This is a genomic window from Pseudomonas sp. NBRC 111127 (assembly GCF_001320345.1).
GTDB lineage: Bacteria > Pseudomonadota > Gammaproteobacteria > Pseudomonadales > Pseudomonadaceae > Aquipseudomonas > Aquipseudomonas juntendi.
On sequence record NZ_BCBD01000036.1, the window covers coordinates 21,882 to 40,803 of the forward strand.

Here is an 18,922-nt window from a genome sequence, read left to right on the forward strand (position 1 = left end):
CCGGCTGCGCCGGTGTTCGCGGGCGCGCCCGCTCCTACAGGGACCGCGCCAGCTTTTAGTAATTGAGCAAGACAGTTGCTCCCACCAGCCGGTCAACCAACCCCGACGCATACCCTGGCAACGCCGCAAAGTCCCGCGCGCACACCAGCAACCGGCGGTTGGCCCAGGGTTCCGCCAGGGCTACCCAGTGCAGCGGCAACAGCCCTTGCCAACGCTTCACCGCCGCCAGTGGCACCACCCCGACCCCAGCCCCGCCTGCAACCATGCGGATCACGCCATCAAACCCTTCGGCCCGCACTCTCACCTGCATGCGCCGCCCTTCCCGCAATGCCTGTTCCTCCAGGTACAACGCCAATGCACTGCCTGCTCCAAGTCCGACATGACCATGCGCCAGGCTGTCGATGAAGCTGGGGGCAACCTCGCTGGCCAGCGGATGGCCAGGCGGCGTTACCAGCACCAGTGGGTCGTCACGAAACGGCCGGGTTTGCAGGTGCCCGAAAGGCGCGGCTGTTGAAACAATGCCAAGGTCTGCCATGCCTTGCGTAATCGCCTGCACGATGCGCAGGCTCGGCAGTTCCTGTATGTCCACGCTGACGCCGGGGTTTTCAGCCAAATAACCGGCCACAAGTTCGGGCAGGTACTCCGTAAGTGCTGCGGTGTTGCACAGCAGGCGCACTTGGCCGTGCTGCCCCTGCGCATACTGGCCCAGGTCGAACTGCAGGCGTTCGACCTGCTGGGCAATCAGGCGGGCATGCTGCAACAGCGCCTGGCCGGCCGGGGTCGGCTGAACACCGCGGCGGTTACGCTGCAGTAAAGGGATGCCCAGCGACGCTTCCATGGCCCGGATGCGCGCACTGGCTGCCGGCAGCGACAGATGGCTGCGGCTGGCACCGGCGGTGATGTTGCCGCACTCCAGGGTGTGCTGGAACAGCTTGAGATCGATCAGGTCAAAATGCATGTGCCTCTGCCTGCGCAAGAGTCTGGATAAGGGTATGGCAGATTTTCAGCCTGCCCGCCACGGGCCATTATCGGCCCATGAATACCTTGCTCTCTTTCTACCACAACATGGGCCCTGCTCTGTCGCTGCTGGTGGTGCTGACGTTCCTGCTGGCCGGCGCAGTGAAAGGCGTGATCGGCCTGGGGCTGCCCACCATCGCGATGGGCCTGCTGGGCCTGGCTATGCCTCCGGCGCAGGCTGCAGCACTGCTGATCGTGCCGTCGACCCTTACCAACCTTTGGCAGTTGGCCAGCGGCGGGCACCTGCGAGCGTTGCTGGTGCGGCTGGGCCCGATGCTGGCGCTGATCTTCATTGGCACCTTGCTGGGCAGTGCCTGGCTGGGCATCGACAGCGGGCCATGGGCCGCGCATGCGTTGGGTGCGGCCTTGCTGGCGTACGCGGTGTACGGGCTGGTTGGGCCGGGTTTGCGCTTGGCAGCGGCGCACGAGCGTTGGCTGGGGCCTGCGTGCGGGCTGGTGACGGGGGTAATCACGGCGGCAACCGGGGTATTCGTGATACCTGCGGTGCCCTACTTGCAGAGCCTGGGCCTGAGCCGCGAGCAGATGATCCAGGCGCTGGGCCTGTCGTTCACGGTTTCGACCCTGGCACTGGCTGTTGGCCTGGCCGGGCAGGATGCCCTCGGTGGCCAGGCCTTGGGTGCTTCACTGCTGATGCTGGCGCCAGCCTTGCTCGGCATGCTGGCCGGGCAGTGGATGCGTCAGCGCATCAGCGCGTTGCTGTTCAAGCGTTGTTTCTTCATCGGCCTGGCCGCACTGGGCGGCCACTTGCTGATCAACGGTTAGCGCTGGATGCGCTGAGCATTTCGACCTGCTGGATATCGAAATCGCGCTCAAGGTAGTCCATGCGTTTTTCGAAGAAGGCGGCCATGTGCGGCAGGGCCGAATGCACATCCAGCGCGGCCTGGTCGGCCCACACTTCGAAAAACACGAACAGGCTCGGGTCCTGCTGGTCGCGCAGCATGTGGTACTCGATGCAACCTGGCTCCTGGCGGCTTGGCTCGACATAAGGGCGGAACAGTTTTTCGAACGCATCGGCCATTTCCGGGCGGGTCTTGGCTTTGAGAATGAAGGCGATCTGCTCAGTCATGAGGCGCTACTCGGTGAGGGGTGGTGAACCGATTCTACGGCAATAATGTGATGCTGATTCGTGACTTCTGGTCAATTGTATTTTTCCCGGTGACTTCTGTATCCCGCCCCAGCGAACCTCTAACCTGCCGACATCAAATTTTGACTCGGCCGGGAGGCCAGCATGAAAAAGATTCTTCTGCTCAATGGTGGTAAACAGTTCGCTCACTCTGATGGCCGCCTCAACACGACCTTGCACGAAGCGGCCATCGCCCACCTGGACCGCGCCGGTTTCGATGTACAGCAGACCTTCATCGACGGTGGCTACGACGTGCAGGCCGAGGTCGAGAAGTTTCTCTGGGCCGATGTGATCATCTACCAGATGCCGGGCTGGTGGATGGGCGCGCCGTGGACGGTGAAGAAGTACATCGATGAAGTGTTCACCGCAGGCCATGGCAGCCTCTACGCCAGCGATGGCCGCACCCGCTCGGATCACACGCAGAAGTACGGCAGCGGTGGCCTGGTGCACGGCAAGCAGTACATGCTGTCGCTGACCTGGAACGCGCCGCAGCAGGCCTTCGATGACCCGAGCGATTTCTTCGAAGGCAAAGGCGTGGATGCGGTGTACTTCCCGTTCCACAAGGCCAACCAGTTCCTTGGCATGGCCGGCCTGCCGACTTTCCTGGCAACGGATGTGATGAAGCGCCCGGATGTGCCGGCGGCGCTGGCAGCTTATGAAGCCCATCTGGACAAGGTGTTCGGCAAGGCAGCGTGATGGGTTGCCTGTACTGGCCTCTTCGCGGGCTGGCCTGCTCCCACGGGTGAGGTGGGAGCAGCCGCACTTGGCCTGGACATGCGATTATCTGATCCTTGCACAGACCTATCACAGGCCCGAATGTGAAAACCCGATCCGAAGAACTCCAGGTATTCGTCGCCGTCATCGACTGCGGCTCGATCTCCGCCGCTGCCGAGCAGATGGGCCAGACCCCGTCCGCCGTCAGCCGCACGTTGTCGCGCCTGGAGGGCAAGCTGGGCACCACTCTGGTCAATCGCACCACCCGGCGTATGGACCTCACCGAAGAAGGGCGTTTTTTCCTCGAACGCGCGCGGTTGATCCTGCAGCAGATGGACGACATGGAAGAGCGCCTGTCGATGAACCGCCAGACCCCTACCGGGCGCTTGCGCATCAACGCTGCCGCCCCTTTCATGCTGCATGCCATCGTGCCGTGGATCGGCGAGTTCCGCCGCCAGTACCCGGGCATAGAGCTGGAGCTGAACACCGACGACCTGATCATCGACCTGCTGGAGCACAGCACCGATGTGGCGATTCGCATCGGCGAACTGGCCGACTCCAGCCTGCATGCACGCAGCCTCGGCTGCAGCCCGGTGCAGGTGCTGGCAAGCCCCGCCTACCTGGCGCAGCATGGGACGCCCCAGCGTGTAGAGGACCTGGCCAACCACTGCCTGCTTGGCTTCAGCCAACCCGAGTCACTCAACCAATGGCCGCTGCGCCATGCCCAGGGTGACCGCTTCGGCATCCGCCCCGCGTTGCTCGCTTCCAGCGGCGAGACCCTGCGCCAGCTGGCGCTGGCCGGGGAGGGCATCGTCAGCCTGTCGCATTTCATGACCCACGAAGACATCCGCAGCGGGCGCTTGCAGGTGCTGTTGGGTGAAGCCAACAACGGTTACCGGCAACCGATTCACGCGGTGTACTACCGCAACACGCAGCTGGCCCTGCGTATTCAGTGCTTTCTGGATTTCATCCAGCGCAAGCTGGCCATGTACGCCTGCTGATTTGCCTGAACGCGACAAAGCCTGCCCACGGGCGGCGAAACGCCCTGCGGTTGATTGCACAATCCAGGCGCATCGGCCTTACTGACTGCTCGACAAAAACAACACCAAGGAAGTGTCATGCGTATTGTCCCGTTCCAGTACCTGGCTCTCGCAGCCGCGATCCTGAGCTGTTCCTCGGTTTACGCTGCGGATCTGGAAGGCGGTGCAGTGGCTGCCCCCGATCAATATGGTGCACAGGTCGCCGCCGATATCCTGAAAAAGGGCGGCAACGCAGTCGATGCCGCCGTGGCCACGGCCTTCACCCTGGCGGTGACCTACCCCGAGGCCGGCAATATCGGCGGCGGCGGTTTCATGACCCTGTTCGTCGACGGCAAGCCGTATTTCCTCGACTACCGCGAAGTGGCGCCCAAGGCCGCCACGCGCAACATGTACCTGGACGACAAGGGTGAGGTCATCGAGAACCTCAGCCTGGTCGGGGTGCGCGCCGCTGGCGTACCCGGCACGGTAATGGGCTTGTGGGAGGCGCATCGCAAGTTTGGCAAGCTGCCCTGGAGCGAGCTGCTGACCCCGGCCATCGGCTATGCGAAAAATGGCTTCAAGGTCGCGGAAAAGCAGTACCAGTACCGCAACGATGCACAGGGCATGTTCAAGACTGCGACCAACTTCAACGATTACTTCGGCAACATGAAGGTTGGCGAGCTGTTCAGGCAGCCCGAACTGGCCCAGACCCTGGAGCGTATCGCCGACAAAGGCGTCAGCGAGTTCTACCAGGGCAAGACTGCCGATTTGCTGGTGGCGCAGATGCAGGCCGACAAGGGCCTGATCACCAAACAAGACCTGCAGGATTACAAGGCCGTATGGCGTGAACCGATGGCCGTCAGCTGGCGTGGCAACGTGGTGTATACCGCGCCACCACCCAGCTCCGGCGGTGTAGCCCTGGCTCAGCTGCTGGGCATCAAGGAAGACCGCGCGGCGGACTTCAAAGGGGTGGCGCACAACTCGGCGCAGTACATCCACCTGCTGGCCGAGATCGAGAAACGCGTGTTCGCCGACCGCGCCGACTATCTCGGTGACCCGGCCTTTACCCAAGTGCCGGTGGATAAACTGGTGGCCAAGGACTACCTGGCCAAGCGCGCTGCGCAGGTCAACCCGAAAGCCATTTCCGACACTGACAAGGTCAAGCCCGGGCTGGAACCGCACCAGACCACGCACTTTTCCATCGTCGACAAGCACGGCAACGCGGTCAGCAACACCTACACCCTCAACCTCGACTACGGCAGTGGCGTGGTGGTGAAAGGGGCGGGTTTCCTGCTGAACGACGAGATGGACGATTTCAGCGCCAAGCCGGGGGCGGCCAATGCCTTTGGCGTAGTCGGCGGTGATGCCAACGCGATCGAGCCGGGCAAGCGCATGCTGTCGTCGATGAGCCCCAGCCTGATGACCCGTGACGGCAAGGTCGAGCTGGTGATCGGCACCCCGGGTGGTTCGCGGATCTTTACCTCGATCTTCCAGGTGATGAACAACCTGTATGACTACGGCATGCCATTGGACAAAGCGGTGGCGGCGCAGCGTGTGCACCATCAGTTGCTGCCCAAGGACACCATCTACTTCGACAGCTATGCACCGTTGACCGGGCCTGTGGCTGACGGCCTGAAGAAGATGGGGTATGTGCTGGAAGACCAGGGCTGGGAGATGGGTGATATCCAGGCGATCCGGGTGGAAGGGGCAAAGCTGGAGACGGCCTCTGATCCGCGGGGGCGTGGGGTGGGCATGATCGTCAAATAAGCTGCCGCCTGTGCTGGCCTGATCGCCGGCAAGTCAGCTCCCACAGGTACGGCGCTGTTTCTGATCCTGCACCGTTGCTGTGGCAGCCTGGCTTGCCGGCGCTGGGCCGCTCAGCGGCCCCCGGGCTTGCAGTCAGACGCGGAACTGGCTGACCAGCGTCTGCAACTGCCCACCCAGGCGCGCCAGTTCGACGCTGGACGCTGCCGTTTCATTGCTGGCCGCCGCCGTCTGCTCAGACACATCGCGCACATTGAGGATGCTGCGGCTGATCTCCTCGGCCACCGCACTCTGCTGCTCTGCGGCCGCGGCAATCTGCTGGTTCATCGACTGAATGCCCGACACCGTGCTGGTAATGCTCTCCAGCGAGGCCCCGGCCTTGCGCGCCAGTTCCACGCTGCTGTCGGTCAGGGTGCGGCTGCCTTGCATGGCGCTGGCCACTTGCTGGGTACCCTGCTGCAGGCCAGCAATCAGCTCTTCGATTTCTTCGGTGGACTTTTGCGTACGCTGCGCCAGGCCGCGTACTTCATCGGCCACCACGGCGAAGCCGCGCCCGGCTTCACCCGCCCGCGCCGCCTCGATCGCCGCGTTCAGCGCCAGCAGGTTGGTCTGTTCTGCCACCGACTTGATCACGTCCATCACGCTGCCGATTTTCTGGCTTTCCTGTTGCAGCAGGCTCATGGCTTCAGTGGAGCGATGCATGTCCTGGGCCAGGCGCTCGATCTGGCCGATCGCTTCACCGACCACATGGTCGCCGGCGCGGGCCTGTTCGTCGGCACCGGTGGCGGCGTGCGAAGCCTGTTCGGCATTGCGCGCCACTTCTTGCACGGTGGCGGCCATTTCGTGCATGGCGGTGGCCACCTGGTCGGTTTCGACCTTCTGGCTATTGGCCCCGGCACTGGTCTGTTCGGTCACTGCCGACAGTTCTTCGGCAGCGCTGGCGATCTGGGTCACGCCGTCGCGGATGCCGCTGATCAGCTCGCGCAAGGTGGTGCCCATGCGCGCGATGCCTTGCTGCAGCACGCCCAATTCGTCGCGGCGGGTGACGCGCAGTTGCTGGGTCAGGTCGCCACTGGCGATCTTTTCCACCGCCAGCAGCGTTTCGCGCAACGGGCGGGTGATCTGCCGGGTGATCACCACCGCGCCCAGCACGCCGACCAGCAACGCCAGCAGCGTGGCGATGGCCTGGAGGCTGCGGGCCTGGCTGCTTTCGACATCGCGACGCTGCAGCTGGATCTGGTACAGCGCATCGCTGCGCTTGACGATATCGGCACCCTGTACGGTCATTTCCGCACGCGCGGTGGTGATGCTGGCGACCGCATCGCGGAACTGGCGTACGGCATCACGGTAGGCCCGTACCGCGCTTTCCAGTTGCTGCAGGCGTGTGCTTTCACCCGGCATCTGGCCTTTGAGGTTGTCGACATTGGCCAGTGCCGCATCCAGCTGGCGCAGGGCGGCCTGCTCGTTGCTGGCACTGTTGTCGGCAATGTAGCCGCGCACGTCGATGCGCACCTGCAGCAACTGCTGGCGCGCCTGGCTGATCAGTTGGTACTGGGCCAGGCGCACGCTGTCGGCTTCCGGGCGGGCCATGACTTCCTGGCTGAGCAGGTCCATGGCCTGGTCGGCGCCGGCGGCCGAGCTGTCCATGGTGCTACGCGCTGCGCGCGTGGCGTCGTAGCCTTGGCGCATCTTGTTCAGCGACAGCTTGTAGGCGCTGATGGTTTCCCCCAGCTCCCCCAGCAGCTTGACGTTCTCGGGGCTTTTGAAGGTACTGGCCAGGTAGGCCTGCTGCTTGCTGAAGGCGTTCAGCTTGGCCTGGGTGTTGGCGGCCGCGGCATCGTCGCCATTGGCGATCATGTACTGCAGGCGGGCCACGCGCAGGTCGGTCAGGTCTTTGTTCAACTGGCCGATGTCGCTCATCCAGTTGCTACGGTCGATCAGGCTGCCCAGGCTGGTCCAGCCAGTCAGGGCCAGCAGGCCGGTGAGGACAAGCACCAGGCCGAAGCCCAGGCCGAGTTTGAGGTTGACGCTGATGTTGGCAAACCAGCTGTTCATGCACGCACTCCAGAAATAGTTTTCGCTCTTTTGATGTTCGATCGCCAGGCGTTATTGTTCTGGATGCCCGCTGATTCATGCAGGGGTTATCGGCAATGCTGCGGGAAGCTGAAACGCTTTTTCAGCAAAAAAAAGCGTGCGGGTTTTTGTAGGCGCGGCCTTGCCGGTGCGCCGGACCGGTGGGAAAGGGCCGCGAAGCGGCCCCAGGGTTCCAGCGGTGACGCAGCAGCCTGTTGGCGAGGTGTCAGAGGCTACGGGCACTGAAGGTATCGCAGCGGTCCACTTCACCTTCGGCAAACCCGGTCTTGAACCAGCGCACGCGCTGGGCCGAGGTGCCATGGGTAAACGAGTCCGGCACTACACGGCCGCGCCCTTGCTGTTGCAGGCGGTCATCGCCAATGGCGTTGGCAGCGTTCAGCGCCTCCTCTACATCGCCCGGCTCCAGCCAGTTCAGGCGCTTCTGTGCCTGGTAGGCCCAGACACCCGCCAGGCAGTCCGCCTGCAGTTCCTGGCGTACCAGCAACCCATTGTCGCCCTCCATGCGCTGGCCACTGCGGCGGGCGGCGTCGACCTTGGCCGAAACCCCCAGCAAGGTCTGTACGTGGTGGCCAATTTCGTGGGCGATGACGTAGGCCTGGGCAAAGTCGCCGGCCGCGGCGAAACGGGTTTCCATTTCGCGGAAGAACGACATGTCCAGGTACACGCGCTGGTCGGCCGGGCAATAGAACGGCCCCACCGCCGCAGAGGCAGCGCCGCAGGCCGAATTGACCTGGCCACTGAACAGCACCAGCTTGGGGTCGCGGTACTGTTTGCCTGCTTCGGCGAACAATGCCTTCCAGGTGTCCTCGGTATCGCCCAGGATCGAGGCCACGAACTGGGCCTGTTCATCGTTGGCCGGCGGCGCCTTGGCGCCAGCACCGCTTGGCGCGGTCTGGGTCTGCTGCTGCTCCACCTGGCCGGCCAACTGGCCGAGGATCTGCAGCGGGTCCTGCCCGGTCAACCAGCCGATGCCGACGATCAGCAGGATCGCCCCCAGGCCCAGGCCCTTGCCGCCGCCAAAGCGCATGCCGCCCCCACCGCCACCTTCGCCCCGGGCATCGACTACGTTGTCGCTGCGTCGGCCTTTTCGCCATTCCATGAGTGCTCTCCCGAGCGTGAAACAAGAAGTGAAAGATTAGTTCACGACAGCAGCGGGTGTCAGGTCCAGGTGGTCATGCATAACCAAATGGATATGTTTGAGGTGCCTCATTTCAATATTCACCGCGCGCGACATGCCGGAAACTGTATGTAGGAGCGGGCTTGCCCGCGAAGGGTTCAATAAGCCCGCCTGTGCATCTCCATAATTCCAAGAGAGGAAACCGGCATGCCCGCCCAGGACAACAGCCGCTTCGTGATCCGTGATCGCAACTGGCACCCCAAAGCCCTCACCCCCGACTACAAGACCTCCGTTGCCCGCTCGCCGCGCCAGGCGCTGGTCAGCATTCCGCAGTCGATCAGCGAAACCACCGGCCCGGATTTTTCCCACCTGGGCTTCGGTGCCCATGACCATGACCTGCTGCTGAATTTCAACAACGGTGGCCTGCCGATCGGTGAGCGCATCATCGTTGCCGGCCGCGTTGTGGACCAGTACGGCAAGCCTGTGCCCAATACCCTGGTGGAAATGTGGCAAGCCAACGCCGGTGGCCGCTACCGCCACAAGAACGACCGCTACCTGGCACCGCTGGACCCCAACTTCGGCGGTGTCGGCCGCTGCCTGACCGACCGTGACGGCTACTACAGCTTCCGCACCATCAAGCCGGGCCCGTACCCGTGGCGCAACGGCCCGAACGACTGGCGCCCGGCGCACATCCACTTCGCCATCAGCGGCCCGTCGATCGCCACCAAGCTGATCACCCAGCTGTACTTCGAAGGCGACCCGCTGATCCCGATGTGCCCGATCGTCAAGTCGATCGCCAACCCGCAAGCTGTGCAGCAGTTGATTGCCAAGCTCGACATGAGCAACGCCAACCCGATGGACTGCCTGGCCTACCGCTTCGACATCGTGCTGCGCGGCCAGCGCAAGACCCACTTCGAAAACTGCTGAGGACCCCGCCATGCCAATCGAACTGCTGCCGGAAACCCCTTCGCAGACTGCCGGCCCCTACGTGCACATCGGCCTGGCCCTGGAAGCGGCCGGCAACCCTACCCGTGACCAGGAAATCTGGAACCGCCTGGCCAAGCCCGACGCCCCGGGTGAGCACATTCAGCTGATCGGCCATGTCTACGACGGCAACGGCCACCTGGTGCGCGACTCGTTCCTGGAAGTGTGGCAAGCCGATGCCAACGGCGAGTACCAGGATGCCTACAACCTGGAAAACGCGTTCAACAGCTTCGGCCGCACCGCCACCACCTTCGACGCCGGTGAGTGGACGCTGTACACGGTCAAGCCCGGCGTGGTGAACAATGCCGCTGGCGTACCGATGGCGCCGCACATCAACATCAGCCTGTTTGCCCGTGGCATCAACATCCACCTGCACACGCGCCTGTATTTCGATGATGAAGCGCCGCTCAATGCCAAGTGCCCGGTGCTCAACCTGATCGAGCAGCCGCAGCGCCGCGAGACGCTGATTGCCAAGCGTTGTGAAGTGGACGGGAAAACGGCGTATCGCTTTGATATCCGTATTCAGGGGGAAGGCGAGACGGTGTTCTTCGACTTCTGATGTAGACGTCGGGGCCGCCAAGCGGCCCCGATGCCTCAGCCTGCAACGGGTTTGAGGTCGAACGCACCGGCCTGATGTTGAAACAGCAGGCAATCGGCAGCCGCCGTGCAGCCACTTTCATGTATCAACCCGGCCGGCAGATTGTAATAGGCGCCTGCCGGATACTCGATGCGCTTGCCGTCGATCACCGCATAGAAGGTCCCCTTCAGCACGACCGTCGGCAGTGCCTGGCTGTGCTGGTGCAGGCCGTTGTCGGTGCCTTTGCTGAATTTCACATAGGCCGAGTAGGGCCCCTTGCCGAAGATATCGCCTTCAACGTTGGCGAAGCTGACAGCGCCATTGGTATTGGGCACGTCCTGCCAGTTCAAGGCCGTGTGGTCGGTGACTGAAACGAGTGGTTGTGCCGCGTTGGCGCCAACTGCCAAGGTGCCGAGTGCCAACGCTGCGATGAATGCCTGCACTGCTTTCATGATGGAGTACCTTTGTTGAGTGATGATCAACAAAAGGCTAACTCACCGTTCAGGGCACAAATACGGGCAGAACCAGCCATGACTTGTGTCAATCACGCACAAATCAGTATTCCCACCTCGCTTGTGAATAGTACCCCTGCACGTAATCCAGCAATGCTCGCACCTTGGGCGGCAGGTAGCGGCTCTGTGGATAAACCGCGTAAAGCGTGCGTGCTGGCAGTTTCCAGCCTTCCAGCACCGGTACCAGCCGCCCGTTCAGCAGGGCATCGTGGACGATGAAGCGGTCGAAGCTGGCGATGCCGAGGGCGCCTATGGCGGCAGCGCGCAGGGCCATCGGCGAATTCGCACTCAGGCGTCGGGGCATGAGTATGTCGCGCTGTTCGCCTTGGTTGTTGGTCAGTTGCAGGCGCTGTGGGTGCGGTAGCTGGCTATAGCCGAGCAGGGGGTGGCCAGTGAGTTCGTCGGGCGTAGCCGGTGTGCCGTGTCGCTGCAGATAACCCGGGGCTGCTACCAGCAACACCTCGCTGCCCGTCAGCCGGCGCGCCACCAGGCTGGAGTTCGGTAACTGGTCGGTGACTCGCAAGCAGACATCAATTTCCGCCTCGAGAAGGTCGACGAAGCGGTCGCTGCAGTGCAGCTCGATCTGCAACAGGGGATGGCGCTCGACGAAATCCGGTAGCCAGCGACCCAGCTCCAGTTCACCAAAGGCTGTGGCCACGCCCAGGCGCAAGGTGCCAGTGGGCTGTTGCTGATGCTCCGACAATTCCAGGCTCATCGCCTGCATCTGTTCGAGAATCTGCACGCAATGGCGATAGAACAATGCGCCGGCTTCGGTGAGGTGCAAGCGGCGCGTGGTTCGGGTGAGCAATTGCGCGCCGAGGTGGCGTTCAAGCTGCTTTACCTGGCGTGACAGGACGGTATGCGAGACCCCCGCCTGACTGGCAGCGGCGCTGAAACTGCCGAGATCGACCACCCGGCGGAAAGACTGCATGGCACTGAACTGGTCCATCGGCATCACTCTCCTGGCAAGCTGCGCTGGGGCCAGCCAGGCCCCAGTGCAGCGCGGATCAGCGCCGGACCAGCAGCACGCCGCTTTCCATATGGTGCGTGTACGGGAATTGATCGAACAGCGCGCAGCGTTCGATACGGTGGGTATCTTGCAGCTGAGCGATGTTCTGCGCCAGCGTTTCCGGGTTGCACGAGATGTACAGGATCCGCTCGAAACGCCGGGTCAACTCGCAGGTATCCGGGTCCATACCCGCACGCGGCGGGTCGACGAACACCGTACCGAAGTCATAGGCTTTCAGGTCAATGCCTTCCAGCCGGCGGAACGGCCGCACCTCGTTCAGCGCCTGGGTCAGCTCTTCAGCCGACAAGCGCACCAGCCGCACGTTATCCACAGCGTTTTCGTCGAGGTTGCTCAACGCGGCATTGACCGACGTCTTGCTGATCTCGGTGGCCAGCACCTGGCGCACGCGGGTGGCCAGTGGCAGGGTGAAATTGCCGTTGCCGCAATACAGCTCCAGCAGGTCGTCCTCACGCTCGCCCATTGCCTCGAACGCCCAGCTCAGCATCTTCTGGTTCACGGCACCGTTAGGCTGGGTGAACGCGCCTTCTGGCTGGCGGTAGCTGAACACACGGCCAGCCACGTCGAGTTTTTCCACCGCGTAGTCGCGGCCGATCACCAGGCGTTTGCCTTTGGAGCGGCCAATCACGCTCACGCCCAGCGCCTCGGACAGCTGCCGTGCAGCCACTTCCCAGGCCTCGTCCAGCGGGCGGTGGTAGCACAGGGTAATCATGGCGTCGCCAGCCAGGGTGGTAAGGAACTCCACCTGGAACAGGCGGTTGCCCAGCGCTTCGCTGGCCTGCCAGGCTGCCTTCAGGCGCGGCATCAGTTCGTTGATGCGCAGGCTCGCAATCGGGAAGTCGTCGATCAGGATCGCCTTGTGCTTCTCGCCCGGGGCGAACATGGCGTAGTGGCGCTGGCCATCCTCGCGCCACAGGCGGAACTCGGCGCGCAGGCGGTAGTGCTCGCGTGGCGAGTCGAAAACAGCCGGCTCTGGTGCGCCGAACGGTGCCAGCAGCTCGCGCAGCCGGGCGACCTTGGCGTCCAGCTGGGTGGCGTAGGAGGAGGGGTCGAAAGCAGCACTCATGCGTTGAACCAGCCCAGCTTGATGACGAACAGGATGGAAAGGATCACCAGCGCCGGGTTCAGGTCGCGGTAGCGGCCGGAAATCAGCTTGACTGCAGTCCAGGCGATGAAGCCGAAGGCAATACCGTTGGCGATCGAGTAGGTCAGCGGCATGGCCAGGGCAGTCACCACCACCGGTGCGGCTTCGGTCACGTCGTCCCAGTTTATCTCCGCCAGGCCCGAGGCCATCAGCACCGCAACGAACAGCAGCGCCGGGGCCGTGGCGAAGGCCGGCACGCTGCCGGCCAACGGTGCGAAGAACAGCGCCAGCAGGAACAGTACGGCGACCACGATGGCCGTCAGGCCGGTACGGCCACCGGCGCTAACGCCGGCAGCGGATTCGATGTAGCTGGTGGTGGTCGAGGTGCCCAGCAGCGAACCGGCCATGGCCGCGGTGCTGTCAGCGATCAGCGCACGGCCCATTTTCGGCATGTGGCCGTCCTTGCCCATCAGCCCGGCGCGCTTGGCCACGCCAATCAGGGTGCCGGAGTTGTCGAACAGATCGACGAACAGGAAGGCGAAGATCACGCTTACCAGGCCCACATCCAGCGCGCCGGCGATATCCAGCTGCAGGAAGGTCGGGGCCAGCGATGGCGGCATGGAGACGATGCCGCCGAACGGCGTCACGCCCATCACGATCGCCGCGACGGTCACCGCCAGGATGCCGATCAGCACGGCGCCGCGCACTTTCAGTGCTTCCAGGCCGACAATCAGGAAGAAGCCCAGCGTGGCGAGAATCGGGGCCGGTTGCTTGAGGTCACCCAAGCCCACCAGGGTTGCCGGGTTATCGACGACGATGCCGGCATTATGCAGGGCGATCAGCGCCAGGAACAGGCCGATACCGGCAGCAATCGCCGAGCGCAGCGGCAGTGGGATGCTGTTCACGATCCATTCACGGATACGGAAGATCGACAGCAGGAAGAACATCACTGCCGACAGGAACACTGCACCCAATGCCACCTGCCAGGTGTGGCCCATGTGCAGCACCACGGTATAGGTGAAGAACGCGTTCAGGCCCATGCCCGGGGCCAGGGCGATCGGGTAGTTGGCGATCAGGCCCATGGTGGTGGAGCCGATGGCGGCTGCCAGGCAGGTGGCGACAAAGATCGCCCCCTTGTCCATGCCGGTCTCGCCGAGGATGCTCGGGTTGACGAACAGGATGTAGGCCATGGCCAGGAAGGTGGTGACGCCCGCAAGAATCTCGGTGCGCACGTTGGTGTTGTGTGCTTTTAGTTGAAACAGCCTTTCCAGCATTCCCGCTCCCAAGGCGCCCGGCGCCACGAATATATCGACCCCAACAGCAAAGCACAGACCGTACCGCTTGCCGTGGTTTTGTGTGGGGCGGAAAAAAGCCGCGCATCATACCAGCATGCTCGGCGGTGGCCTATGGCCGTTGGGGAATGGGTTCGCTGTAGCCTGTATTGGCCCTGTGGCCGGCAACCCATCAACCGCTGTGCAACCGATCCCGCTTGGCCAGTGTAGGGAACAGCTTTATCCACACCCCGGTCACCAGCAACGTGCCCACCCCACCCATCACCACTGCCGGCACTGTGCCAAACCAGTGCGCCGTTACCCCCGACTCGAACTCGCCGAGCTGATTTGAGGCACCAATGAACAGCCCGTTCACCGCGCTCACCCGCCCGCGCATCTCATCGGGGGTTTCCAGTTGCACGAACGAACTGCGGATGACCATGCTGATCATGTCTGCCGCGCCCAGTACCACCAGCACCGCCAGCGAAAACCAGAACGAGGTGGACAGGCCGAAGGCAATGGTGGCCACGCCAAAAATACCCACTGCGGTGAACATGGTCCGCCCGACATTGCGCTCGAATGGAAAACGCGCGAGCCACAGCGACATCAGCAACGCCCCCACCGCTGGCGCCGAGCGCAACAGGCCCAGGCCCAGCGGGCCAGTGAGCAGGATGTCCTTGGCGAACACCGGCAGCAGCGCCGTGGCACCGCCCAGCAGCACAGCGAACAGGTCCAGCGAAATGGCCCCAAGAATGTCCGGGCGGCTACGTATGAAGCGGATCCCTGCCAGCAGCGACTCGATGCTCGCACGCCCACGCTGGGTAACCTGGCCGCGTGCCTGCAGGCTCAGGGTCAGGATGCAGGCGATGGCGTACAGGGCCACCGTCGGGCCATACACCCAGATGCTGCCAAAGGCGTACAGAAAACCGCCCACCGCCGGGGCGACGATGGTCGCCGACTGGGTGGCCGAGGCCGAAGCGGCCACCGCCCGTGGGAACAGCCCTGGCGGTACCACGTTGGGTAGCAGCGCCTGGGTGGCTGGCATTTCGAACGAGCGCGTGGCGCCCAGCAGGAAGGCCAGGGCAAAAATCAGTTCCCGGGTAACGTTGTCGGTGGCGCTGCCCACGGCCAGCGCCAGGGCAATCAGCCCCTGCAGGCTCTGGCACAGCGCTGCGACCTTGCGCCTGTCATAGCGGTCGGCGACATGCCCGGTGTGCAGCATGAACAGCACCCGAGGGGCGAATTCGACCAGGCCTACCAGGCCCAGGTCGAGAACATTGCCGGTCAATTGGTAGAGGTGCCAGCCAATGGCCACGGTGAGCATCTGGAAGCCACTGGCGGTGAATACACGGGCCAGCCAGAAGGCCAGAAACGGGCGGTGTTGGCGCAACAACTGCGGTGCGGAATCGGACATCGGAACCCTGGGGCCTCGGCGCAGTGGAGGGGGGCGCAGCGTATCATCTGTTTGTAACAAACAGTTACTGTTTGCCCGGGTCGGCACTTTTTCGCGCGTCATGAAAGCCGGTGGGGCAACCGGTCACGCGGCAATCCACCGCACGGCCCAACCGTGCATTCAGGACTATGCTTCCTAGCAGTCGTTGATCTGGATCAATCGTTCCAGAACTAACGAATGGGCCCGATGGGCCGGAATCCCTGCGATCGAACAGAACAATTCCAACGCGCCGTACTCGACCCAGTGGGGGCAGTGGGCGACGGTGCCACGAGCCCGTACGCCGGATTATCTGAAGAGGAAGCACCATGTTCGGAATAGAAGCCTTAGAGCTCGCCCGAATGCAGTTCGCCTTTACCGTGTCGTTCCACATCCTGTTCCCGGCCATTACCATTGGCCTCGCCAGCTACCTGGCGGTGCTCGAAGGCCTGTGGTTGCGCACCCACAACCAGGTCTACCGCGACCTCTACCATTTCTGGTCGAAGATCTTTGCAGTGAACTTCGGCATGGGGGTGGTCTCGGGGTTGGTCATGGCTTACCAGTTCGGTACCAACTGGAGCCGCTTCTCCGACTTCGCCGGCGCGGTTACCGGCCCACTGCTCACCTACGAGGTGCTCACCGCCTTCTTCCTCGAAGCCGGTTTCCTCGGGGTCATGCTGTTCGGCTGGAATCGTGTGGGCAGAGGGCTGCACTTCTTCTCCACGCTGATGGTGGCATTGGGTACGCTGGTGTCCACGTTCTGGATCTTGGCCTCCAACAGCTGGATGCAAACCCCGCAGGGCCACGAGATCATCGATGGCCGGGTAGTGCCGGTAGACTGGCTGGCCGTGGTGTTCAACCCGTCGTTCCCGTACCGCCTGATGCACATGGCCACGGCCGCGTTCGTGTCCACCGCGTTCTTCGTCGGCGCCTCGGCGGCCTGGCACCTGCTGCGCGGGCGGGACAACCCGGCGGTGCGCAAGATGCTGTCGATGGCCATGTGGATGGCACTGATCGTCGCCCCGATCCAGGCGGTGATCGGCGACTTCCACGGCCTCAACACGCTCAAGCACCAACCGGTGAAGATCGCCGCGATCGAAGGCCACTGGGAGAACGTGCCCGGTGAGCCGACGCCGCTGATCCTTTTCGGCATTCCTGACATGCAGGCCGAAACCACCCGCTTCAAGCTTGAGATCCCGGCGCTTGGCAGCCTGATCCTGACCCACAGCCTGGACAAGCAGGTGCCGGCGATGAAGGACTTCCCGCCAGAAGACCGGCCCAACTCGACCATCGTGTTCTGGTCGTTCCGCATCATGGTCGGCCTGGGCCTGCTGATGATCATCGTTGGCTTGTGGAGCCTCTGGCTACGCAAGCGAGGCACGCTGTACACCTCGCGGCCGTTCCTGCACATGGCAGTGTGGATGGGGCCCTCCGGCCTGGTGGCGCTGCTGGCCGGCTGGTTCACCACTGAAATTGGCCGTCAGCCCTGGGTGGTTTACGGCCTGCTGCGCACCGCAGACGGGGTGTCCAACCACAGCTATGCGCAGCTTGGCTTTACCCTGGTGGCGTTCGTGGTGGTGTATTTCGCCCTGTTCGGCACCGGCCTTGGCTACATGCTGCGCCTGGTGCGCAAGGGCCCGCAGACCGGTGAGGGAGATGAAATCAACCCGGGTGGCCCCGGCACCAAACGCACCCCGGCGCGGCCGCTGTCCGCCGCCGATGATGGCCACGAGGCCAACACCGCCAGCCTGAACAAGGGGAACTGAGCCATGGGTATCGACCTTCCGCTGATCTGGGCGGTGATCATCATCTTCGGCGTGATGATGTACGTAGTGATGGATGGTTTCGACCTGGGCATCGGCATGCTTTTCCCGTTCGTGAAGGGCGAGCATGACCGTGATGTGATGATGAACACCGTCGCCCCGGTGTGGGACGGCAACGAAACCTGGCTGGTGCTCGGGGGGGCCGGGCTGTTCGGGGCCTTCCCGATGGCCTACTCGGTGGTGCTGGAAGCGTTGTACTTGCCGTTGATCCTGATGCTGATCGGCTTGATCTTCCGGGGGGTGGCCTTTGAATTCCGCTTCAAGGCCACCGCCCGCAAGCGGCACATCTGGGACAAGGCATTCATCTGGGGTTCGCTGATCGCCACCTTCTTCCAGGGGGTGGCGCTGGGCGCGTTCCTGGAAGGGTTCAAGGTGGTCGACCGGCATTTTGCCGGGGGCACCCTCGACTGGTTGACCCCGTTCAGCCTGTTCTGCGGGGTGGGGCTGATCGTGGCCTACACGCTGCTGGGTTGCACCTGGTTGATCATGAAAACCGAAGGGCCGCTGCAGCAGAAAATGCACGAAATCGCCCGGCCCTTGGCGCTGGTGCTGCTGGTGGTGATCGGTATCGTCAGCCTGTGGACGCCGATTGCCTACCCGCAGATCGCCGACCGCTGGTTCAGCATGCCTAACCTGCTGTGGTTCATGCCGGTGCCGTTGCTGGTGCTGGTAACGTTCTATGGCTTGCTCAAGGCCGTGGCCCGCAACGCGCACTACACGCCGTTCCTGCTCACGCTGGTGCTGATATTCCTTGGCTACAGCGGCTTGGGCATCAGCCTGTGGCCGAACATCATCCCGCCGTCGATCTCGATCTGGGATGCCGCAGCGCCAGCACAAAGCCAGGGCTTCATGCTGGTTGGCACCCTGTTCATCCTGCCGTTCATCCTCGGGTATACCTTCTGGAGCTACTACGTGTTCCGCGGCAAAGTGACCCATGACGACGGCTATCACTAGGAGGCCCGCATGATGGCTGGCAAGCATGGCCTGGAAGAGAAGAAACCGCTGTGGCAGCGGCTGGGTTGGCTGGTGCTGATCTGGGCGTTGAGCGTGGCCGCACTGGGTGTGGCGGCCTGGGTGATGCGCTTGTTCATGGGGGCTGCGGGCCTGACCACCCATTGAGGTAAGCCTGCTTTGGCCCTATCGCCGGCAAGCCAGCTCCCACAGGGTCGCATCTGCCTCGAGCCTTGTACAGTACCTGTGGGAGCCGGCTTGCCGGCGATAGGGCCGATACAGGCTTACTTGCGCGCTTTGAGGATTACAAACTTGGGCGTAGCCGCTACCTGCGCGACCCCACGGAACAACCGCGCCAGCTTGCTGTGATAGCCCAAGTGGCGGTTGCCCACGAC

19 protein-coding genes are annotated in these 18,922 nt (G+C 63.3%); 9 read left to right on the top strand and 10 right to left on the bottom strand.

Going from position 1 to position 18,922, the window contains the following annotated elements:
- Positions 1 to 55: 55 nt before the first annotated feature.
- Entirely contained in the window at positions 56 to 958 is a 903-nt protein-coding gene (locus tag APH30_RS09335; protein ID WP_054912332.1) for a LysR substrate-binding domain-containing protein, read from the bottom strand.
- 77 nt (positions 959 to 1,035) lie between these two features.
- Between APH30_RS09335 and APH30_RS09340 the strand changes: the two genes are divergently transcribed.
- Positions 1,036 to 1,800, top strand: a complete 765-nt coding sequence (locus APH30_RS09340) for a sulfite exporter TauE/SafE family protein (RefSeq protein WP_054912333.1) — start codon at positions 1,036 to 1,038, stop codon at positions 1,798 to 1,800.
- Here APH30_RS09340 and APH30_RS09345 read toward each other — a convergent pair.
- Positions 1,790 to 2,104 carry a putative quinol monooxygenase gene (locus APH30_RS09345; RefSeq protein ID WP_054912334.1) on the bottom strand — a complete coding sequence of 105 codons (315 nt, stop codon included), beginning with the start codon at positions 2,102 to 2,104 and terminating at the stop codon, positions 1,790 to 1,792. The genes APH30_RS09340 and APH30_RS09345 overlap by 11 nt on opposite strands.
- Before the next feature lie 162 nt (positions 2,105 to 2,266).
- Here APH30_RS09345 and APH30_RS09350 point away from each other — a divergent pair, with 162 nt between their 5' ends.
- The 3 genes from APH30_RS09350 (at position 2,267) to ggt (ending at position 5,661) form a co-directional block, all read left to right on the top strand.
- A complete protein-coding gene (locus tag APH30_RS09350; RefSeq protein WP_054912335.1) occupies positions 2,267 to 2,857 on the top strand; it encodes an NAD(P)H-dependent oxidoreductase in 591 nt (196 codons plus the stop codon).
- Positions 2,858 to 2,979: 122 nt separating this feature from the next.
- Positions 2,980 to 3,876 (top strand): LysR family transcriptional regulator, encoded by an 897-nt coding sequence (locus APH30_RS09355; RefSeq protein ID WP_054912336.1) that lies wholly within the window; start codon positions 2,980 to 2,982, stop codon positions 3,874 to 3,876.
- Between the two features lie 117 nt (positions 3,877 to 3,993).
- Positions 3,994 to 5,661 (top strand): gamma-glutamyltransferase, encoded by a 1,668-nt coding sequence (gene ggt / locus APH30_RS09360; RefSeq protein WP_054912337.1) that lies wholly within the window; start codon positions 3,994 to 3,996, stop codon positions 5,659 to 5,661.
- 132 nt (positions 5,662 to 5,793) lie between these two features.
- Here the strand turns inward: ggt and APH30_RS09365 are convergent, their stop codons facing one another.
- The gene (locus APH30_RS09365; protein WP_054912338.1) at positions 5,794 to 7,713 is read right to left on the bottom strand and encodes a methyl-accepting chemotaxis protein; all 1,920 of its coding nucleotides are present in this window, start codon (positions 7,711 to 7,713) and stop codon (positions 5,794 to 5,796) included.
- Positions 7,714 to 7,957: 244 nt separating this feature from the next.
- Complete coding sequence (locus APH30_RS09370; RefSeq protein ID WP_009682254.1) at positions 7,958 to 8,851, bottom strand: neutral zinc metallopeptidase; 894 nt, start codon at positions 8,849 to 8,851, stop codon at positions 7,958 to 7,960.
- A 225-nt stretch (positions 8,852 to 9,076) separates the two neighbouring features.
- Here APH30_RS09370 and pcaH point away from each other — a divergent pair, with 225 nt between their 5' ends.
- A complete protein-coding gene (gene pcaH / locus APH30_RS09375; RefSeq protein ID WP_009682255.1) occupies positions 9,077 to 9,796 on the top strand; it encodes a protocatechuate 3,4-dioxygenase subunit beta in 720 nt (239 codons plus the stop codon).
- Between the two features lie 10 nt (positions 9,797 to 9,806).
- Entirely contained in the window at positions 9,807 to 10,412 is a 606-nt protein-coding gene (gene pcaG, locus APH30_RS09380) for a protocatechuate 3,4-dioxygenase subunit alpha (RefSeq protein WP_009682256.1), read from the top strand.
- A gap of 35 nt (positions 10,413 to 10,447) precedes the next feature.
- Here pcaG and APH30_RS09385 read toward each other — a convergent pair whose 3' ends face one another.
- The 5 genes from APH30_RS09385 to APH30_RS09405 all read right to left on the bottom strand — a co-directional run bounded on the left by APH30_RS09385 (position 10,448) and on the right by APH30_RS09405 (position 15,738).
- Positions 10,448 to 10,882, bottom strand: coding sequence for a cupin domain-containing protein (locus APH30_RS09385; protein WP_054912339.1), 435 nt, complete (start codon positions 10,880 to 10,882; stop codon positions 10,448 to 10,450).
- Positions 10,883 to 10,985: 103 nt separating this feature from the next.
- Positions 10,986 to 11,891, bottom strand: coding sequence for a LysR family transcriptional regulator (locus tag APH30_RS09390; RefSeq protein WP_054912340.1), 906 nt, complete (start codon positions 11,889 to 11,891; stop codon positions 10,986 to 10,988).
- 58 nt (positions 11,892 to 11,949) lie between these two features.
- Entirely contained in the window at positions 11,950 to 13,035 is a 1,086-nt protein-coding gene (gene trmA, locus APH30_RS09395; protein WP_054912341.1) for a tRNA (uridine(54)-C5)-methyltransferase TrmA, read from the bottom strand.
- On the bottom strand, positions 13,032 to 14,327 hold the full coding sequence (locus APH30_RS09400) for an NCS2 family permease (RefSeq protein ID WP_009682260.1): 1,296 nt from the start codon (positions 14,325 to 14,327) through the stop codon (positions 13,032 to 13,034). Before APH30_RS09400 ends, trmA begins: the two co-directional genes overlap by 4 nt.
- A gap of 190 nt (positions 14,328 to 14,517) precedes the next feature.
- Complete coding sequence (locus APH30_RS09405) at positions 14,518 to 15,738, bottom strand: MFS transporter (protein WP_054912342.1); 1,221 nt, start codon at positions 15,736 to 15,738, stop codon at positions 14,518 to 14,520.
- Positions 15,739 to 16,082: 344 nt separating this feature from the next.
- Between APH30_RS09405 and APH30_RS09410 the strand changes: the two genes are divergently transcribed.
- The 3 genes from APH30_RS09410 to APH30_RS09420 are packed head-to-tail and all read left to right on the top strand — an operon-like array spanning position 16,083 to position 18,695.
- The gene (locus APH30_RS09410) at positions 16,083 to 17,519 is read left to right on the top strand and encodes a cytochrome ubiquinol oxidase subunit I (RefSeq protein ID WP_054912343.1); all 1,437 of its coding nucleotides are present in this window, start codon (positions 16,083 to 16,085) and stop codon (positions 17,517 to 17,519) included.
- Positions 17,520 to 17,522: 3 nt separating this feature from the next.
- Positions 17,523 to 18,530 (top strand): cytochrome d ubiquinol oxidase subunit II, encoded by a 1,008-nt coding sequence (gene cydB, locus APH30_RS09415; RefSeq protein ID WP_009682263.1) that lies wholly within the window; start codon positions 17,523 to 17,525, stop codon positions 18,528 to 18,530.
- A gap of 9 nt (positions 18,531 to 18,539) precedes the next feature.
- On the top strand, positions 18,540 to 18,695 hold the full coding sequence (locus APH30_RS09420; protein WP_054912344.1) for a DUF2474 domain-containing protein: 156 nt from the start codon (positions 18,540 to 18,542) through the stop codon (positions 18,693 to 18,695).
- Positions 18,696 to 18,811: 116 nt separating this feature from the next.
- On the opposite strand, the gene APH30_RS27745 is transcribed toward APH30_RS09420, so the two are convergent.
- A partial coding sequence (locus APH30_RS27745) for a methyltransferase (RefSeq protein WP_156326401.1) occupies positions 18,812 to 18,922 on the bottom strand: 111 nt, incomplete at its 5' end.

What these genes read in the sequence shown, in the direction of transcription:
- APH30_RS09335 (WP_054912332.1), bottom strand. Translation starts at nt 958, where the DNA reads ATGCATTTTGACCTGATCGATCTCAAGCTGTTCCAGCACACCCTGGAG.
- APH30_RS09340 (WP_054912333.1), top strand. Translation starts at nt 1,036, where the DNA reads ATGAATACCTTGCTCTCTTTCTACCACAACATGGGCCCTGCTCTGTCG.
- APH30_RS09345 (WP_054912334.1), bottom strand. Translation starts at nt 2,104, where the DNA reads ATGACTGAGCAGATCGCCTTCATTCTCAAAGCCAAGACCCGCCCGGAA.
- APH30_RS09350 (WP_054912335.1), top strand. Translation starts at nt 2,267, where the DNA reads ATGAAAAAGATTCTTCTGCTCAATGGTGGTAAACAGTTCGCTCACTCT.
- ggt (WP_054912337.1), top strand. Translation starts at nt 3,994, where the DNA reads ATGCGTATTGTCCCGTTCCAGTACCTGGCTCTCGCAGCCGCGATCCTG.
- APH30_RS09365 (WP_054912338.1), bottom strand. Translation starts at nt 7,713, where the DNA reads ATGAACAGCTGGTTTGCCAACATCAGCGTCAACCTCAAACTCGGCCTG.
- APH30_RS09370 (WP_009682254.1), bottom strand. Translation starts at nt 8,851, where the DNA reads ATGGAATGGCGAAAAGGCCGACGCAGCGACAACGTAGTCGATGCCCGG.
- pcaH (WP_009682255.1), top strand. Translation starts at nt 9,077, where the DNA reads ATGCCCGCCCAGGACAACAGCCGCTTCGTGATCCGTGATCGCAACTGG.
- pcaG (WP_009682256.1), top strand. Translation starts at nt 9,807, where the DNA reads ATGCCAATCGAACTGCTGCCGGAAACCCCTTCGCAGACTGCCGGCCCC.
- APH30_RS09385 (WP_054912339.1), bottom strand. Translation starts at nt 10,882, where the DNA reads ATGAAAGCAGTGCAGGCATTCATCGCAGCGTTGGCACTCGGCACCTTG.
- APH30_RS09390 (WP_054912340.1), bottom strand. Translation starts at nt 11,891, where the DNA reads ATGGACCAGTTCAGTGCCATGCAGTCTTTCCGCCGGGTGGTCGATCTC.
- trmA (WP_054912341.1), bottom strand. Translation starts at nt 13,035, where the DNA reads ATGAGTGCTGCTTTCGACCCCTCCTCCTACGCCACCCAGCTGGACGCC.
- APH30_RS09400 (WP_009682260.1), bottom strand. Translation starts at nt 14,327, where the DNA reads ATGCTGGAAAGGCTGTTTCAACTAAAAGCACACAACACCAACGTGCGC.
- APH30_RS09405 (WP_054912342.1), bottom strand. Translation starts at nt 15,738, where the DNA reads ATGTCCGATTCCGCACCGCAGTTGTTGCGCCAACACCGCCCGTTTCTG.
- APH30_RS09410 (WP_054912343.1), top strand. Translation starts at nt 16,083, where the DNA reads ATGTTCGGAATAGAAGCCTTAGAGCTCGCCCGAATGCAGTTCGCCTTT.
- cydB (WP_009682263.1), top strand. Translation starts at nt 17,523, where the DNA reads ATGGGTATCGACCTTCCGCTGATCTGGGCGGTGATCATCATCTTCGGC.
- APH30_RS09420 (WP_054912344.1), top strand. Translation starts at nt 18,540, where the DNA reads ATGATGGCTGGCAAGCATGGCCTGGAAGAGAAGAAACCGCTGTGGCAG.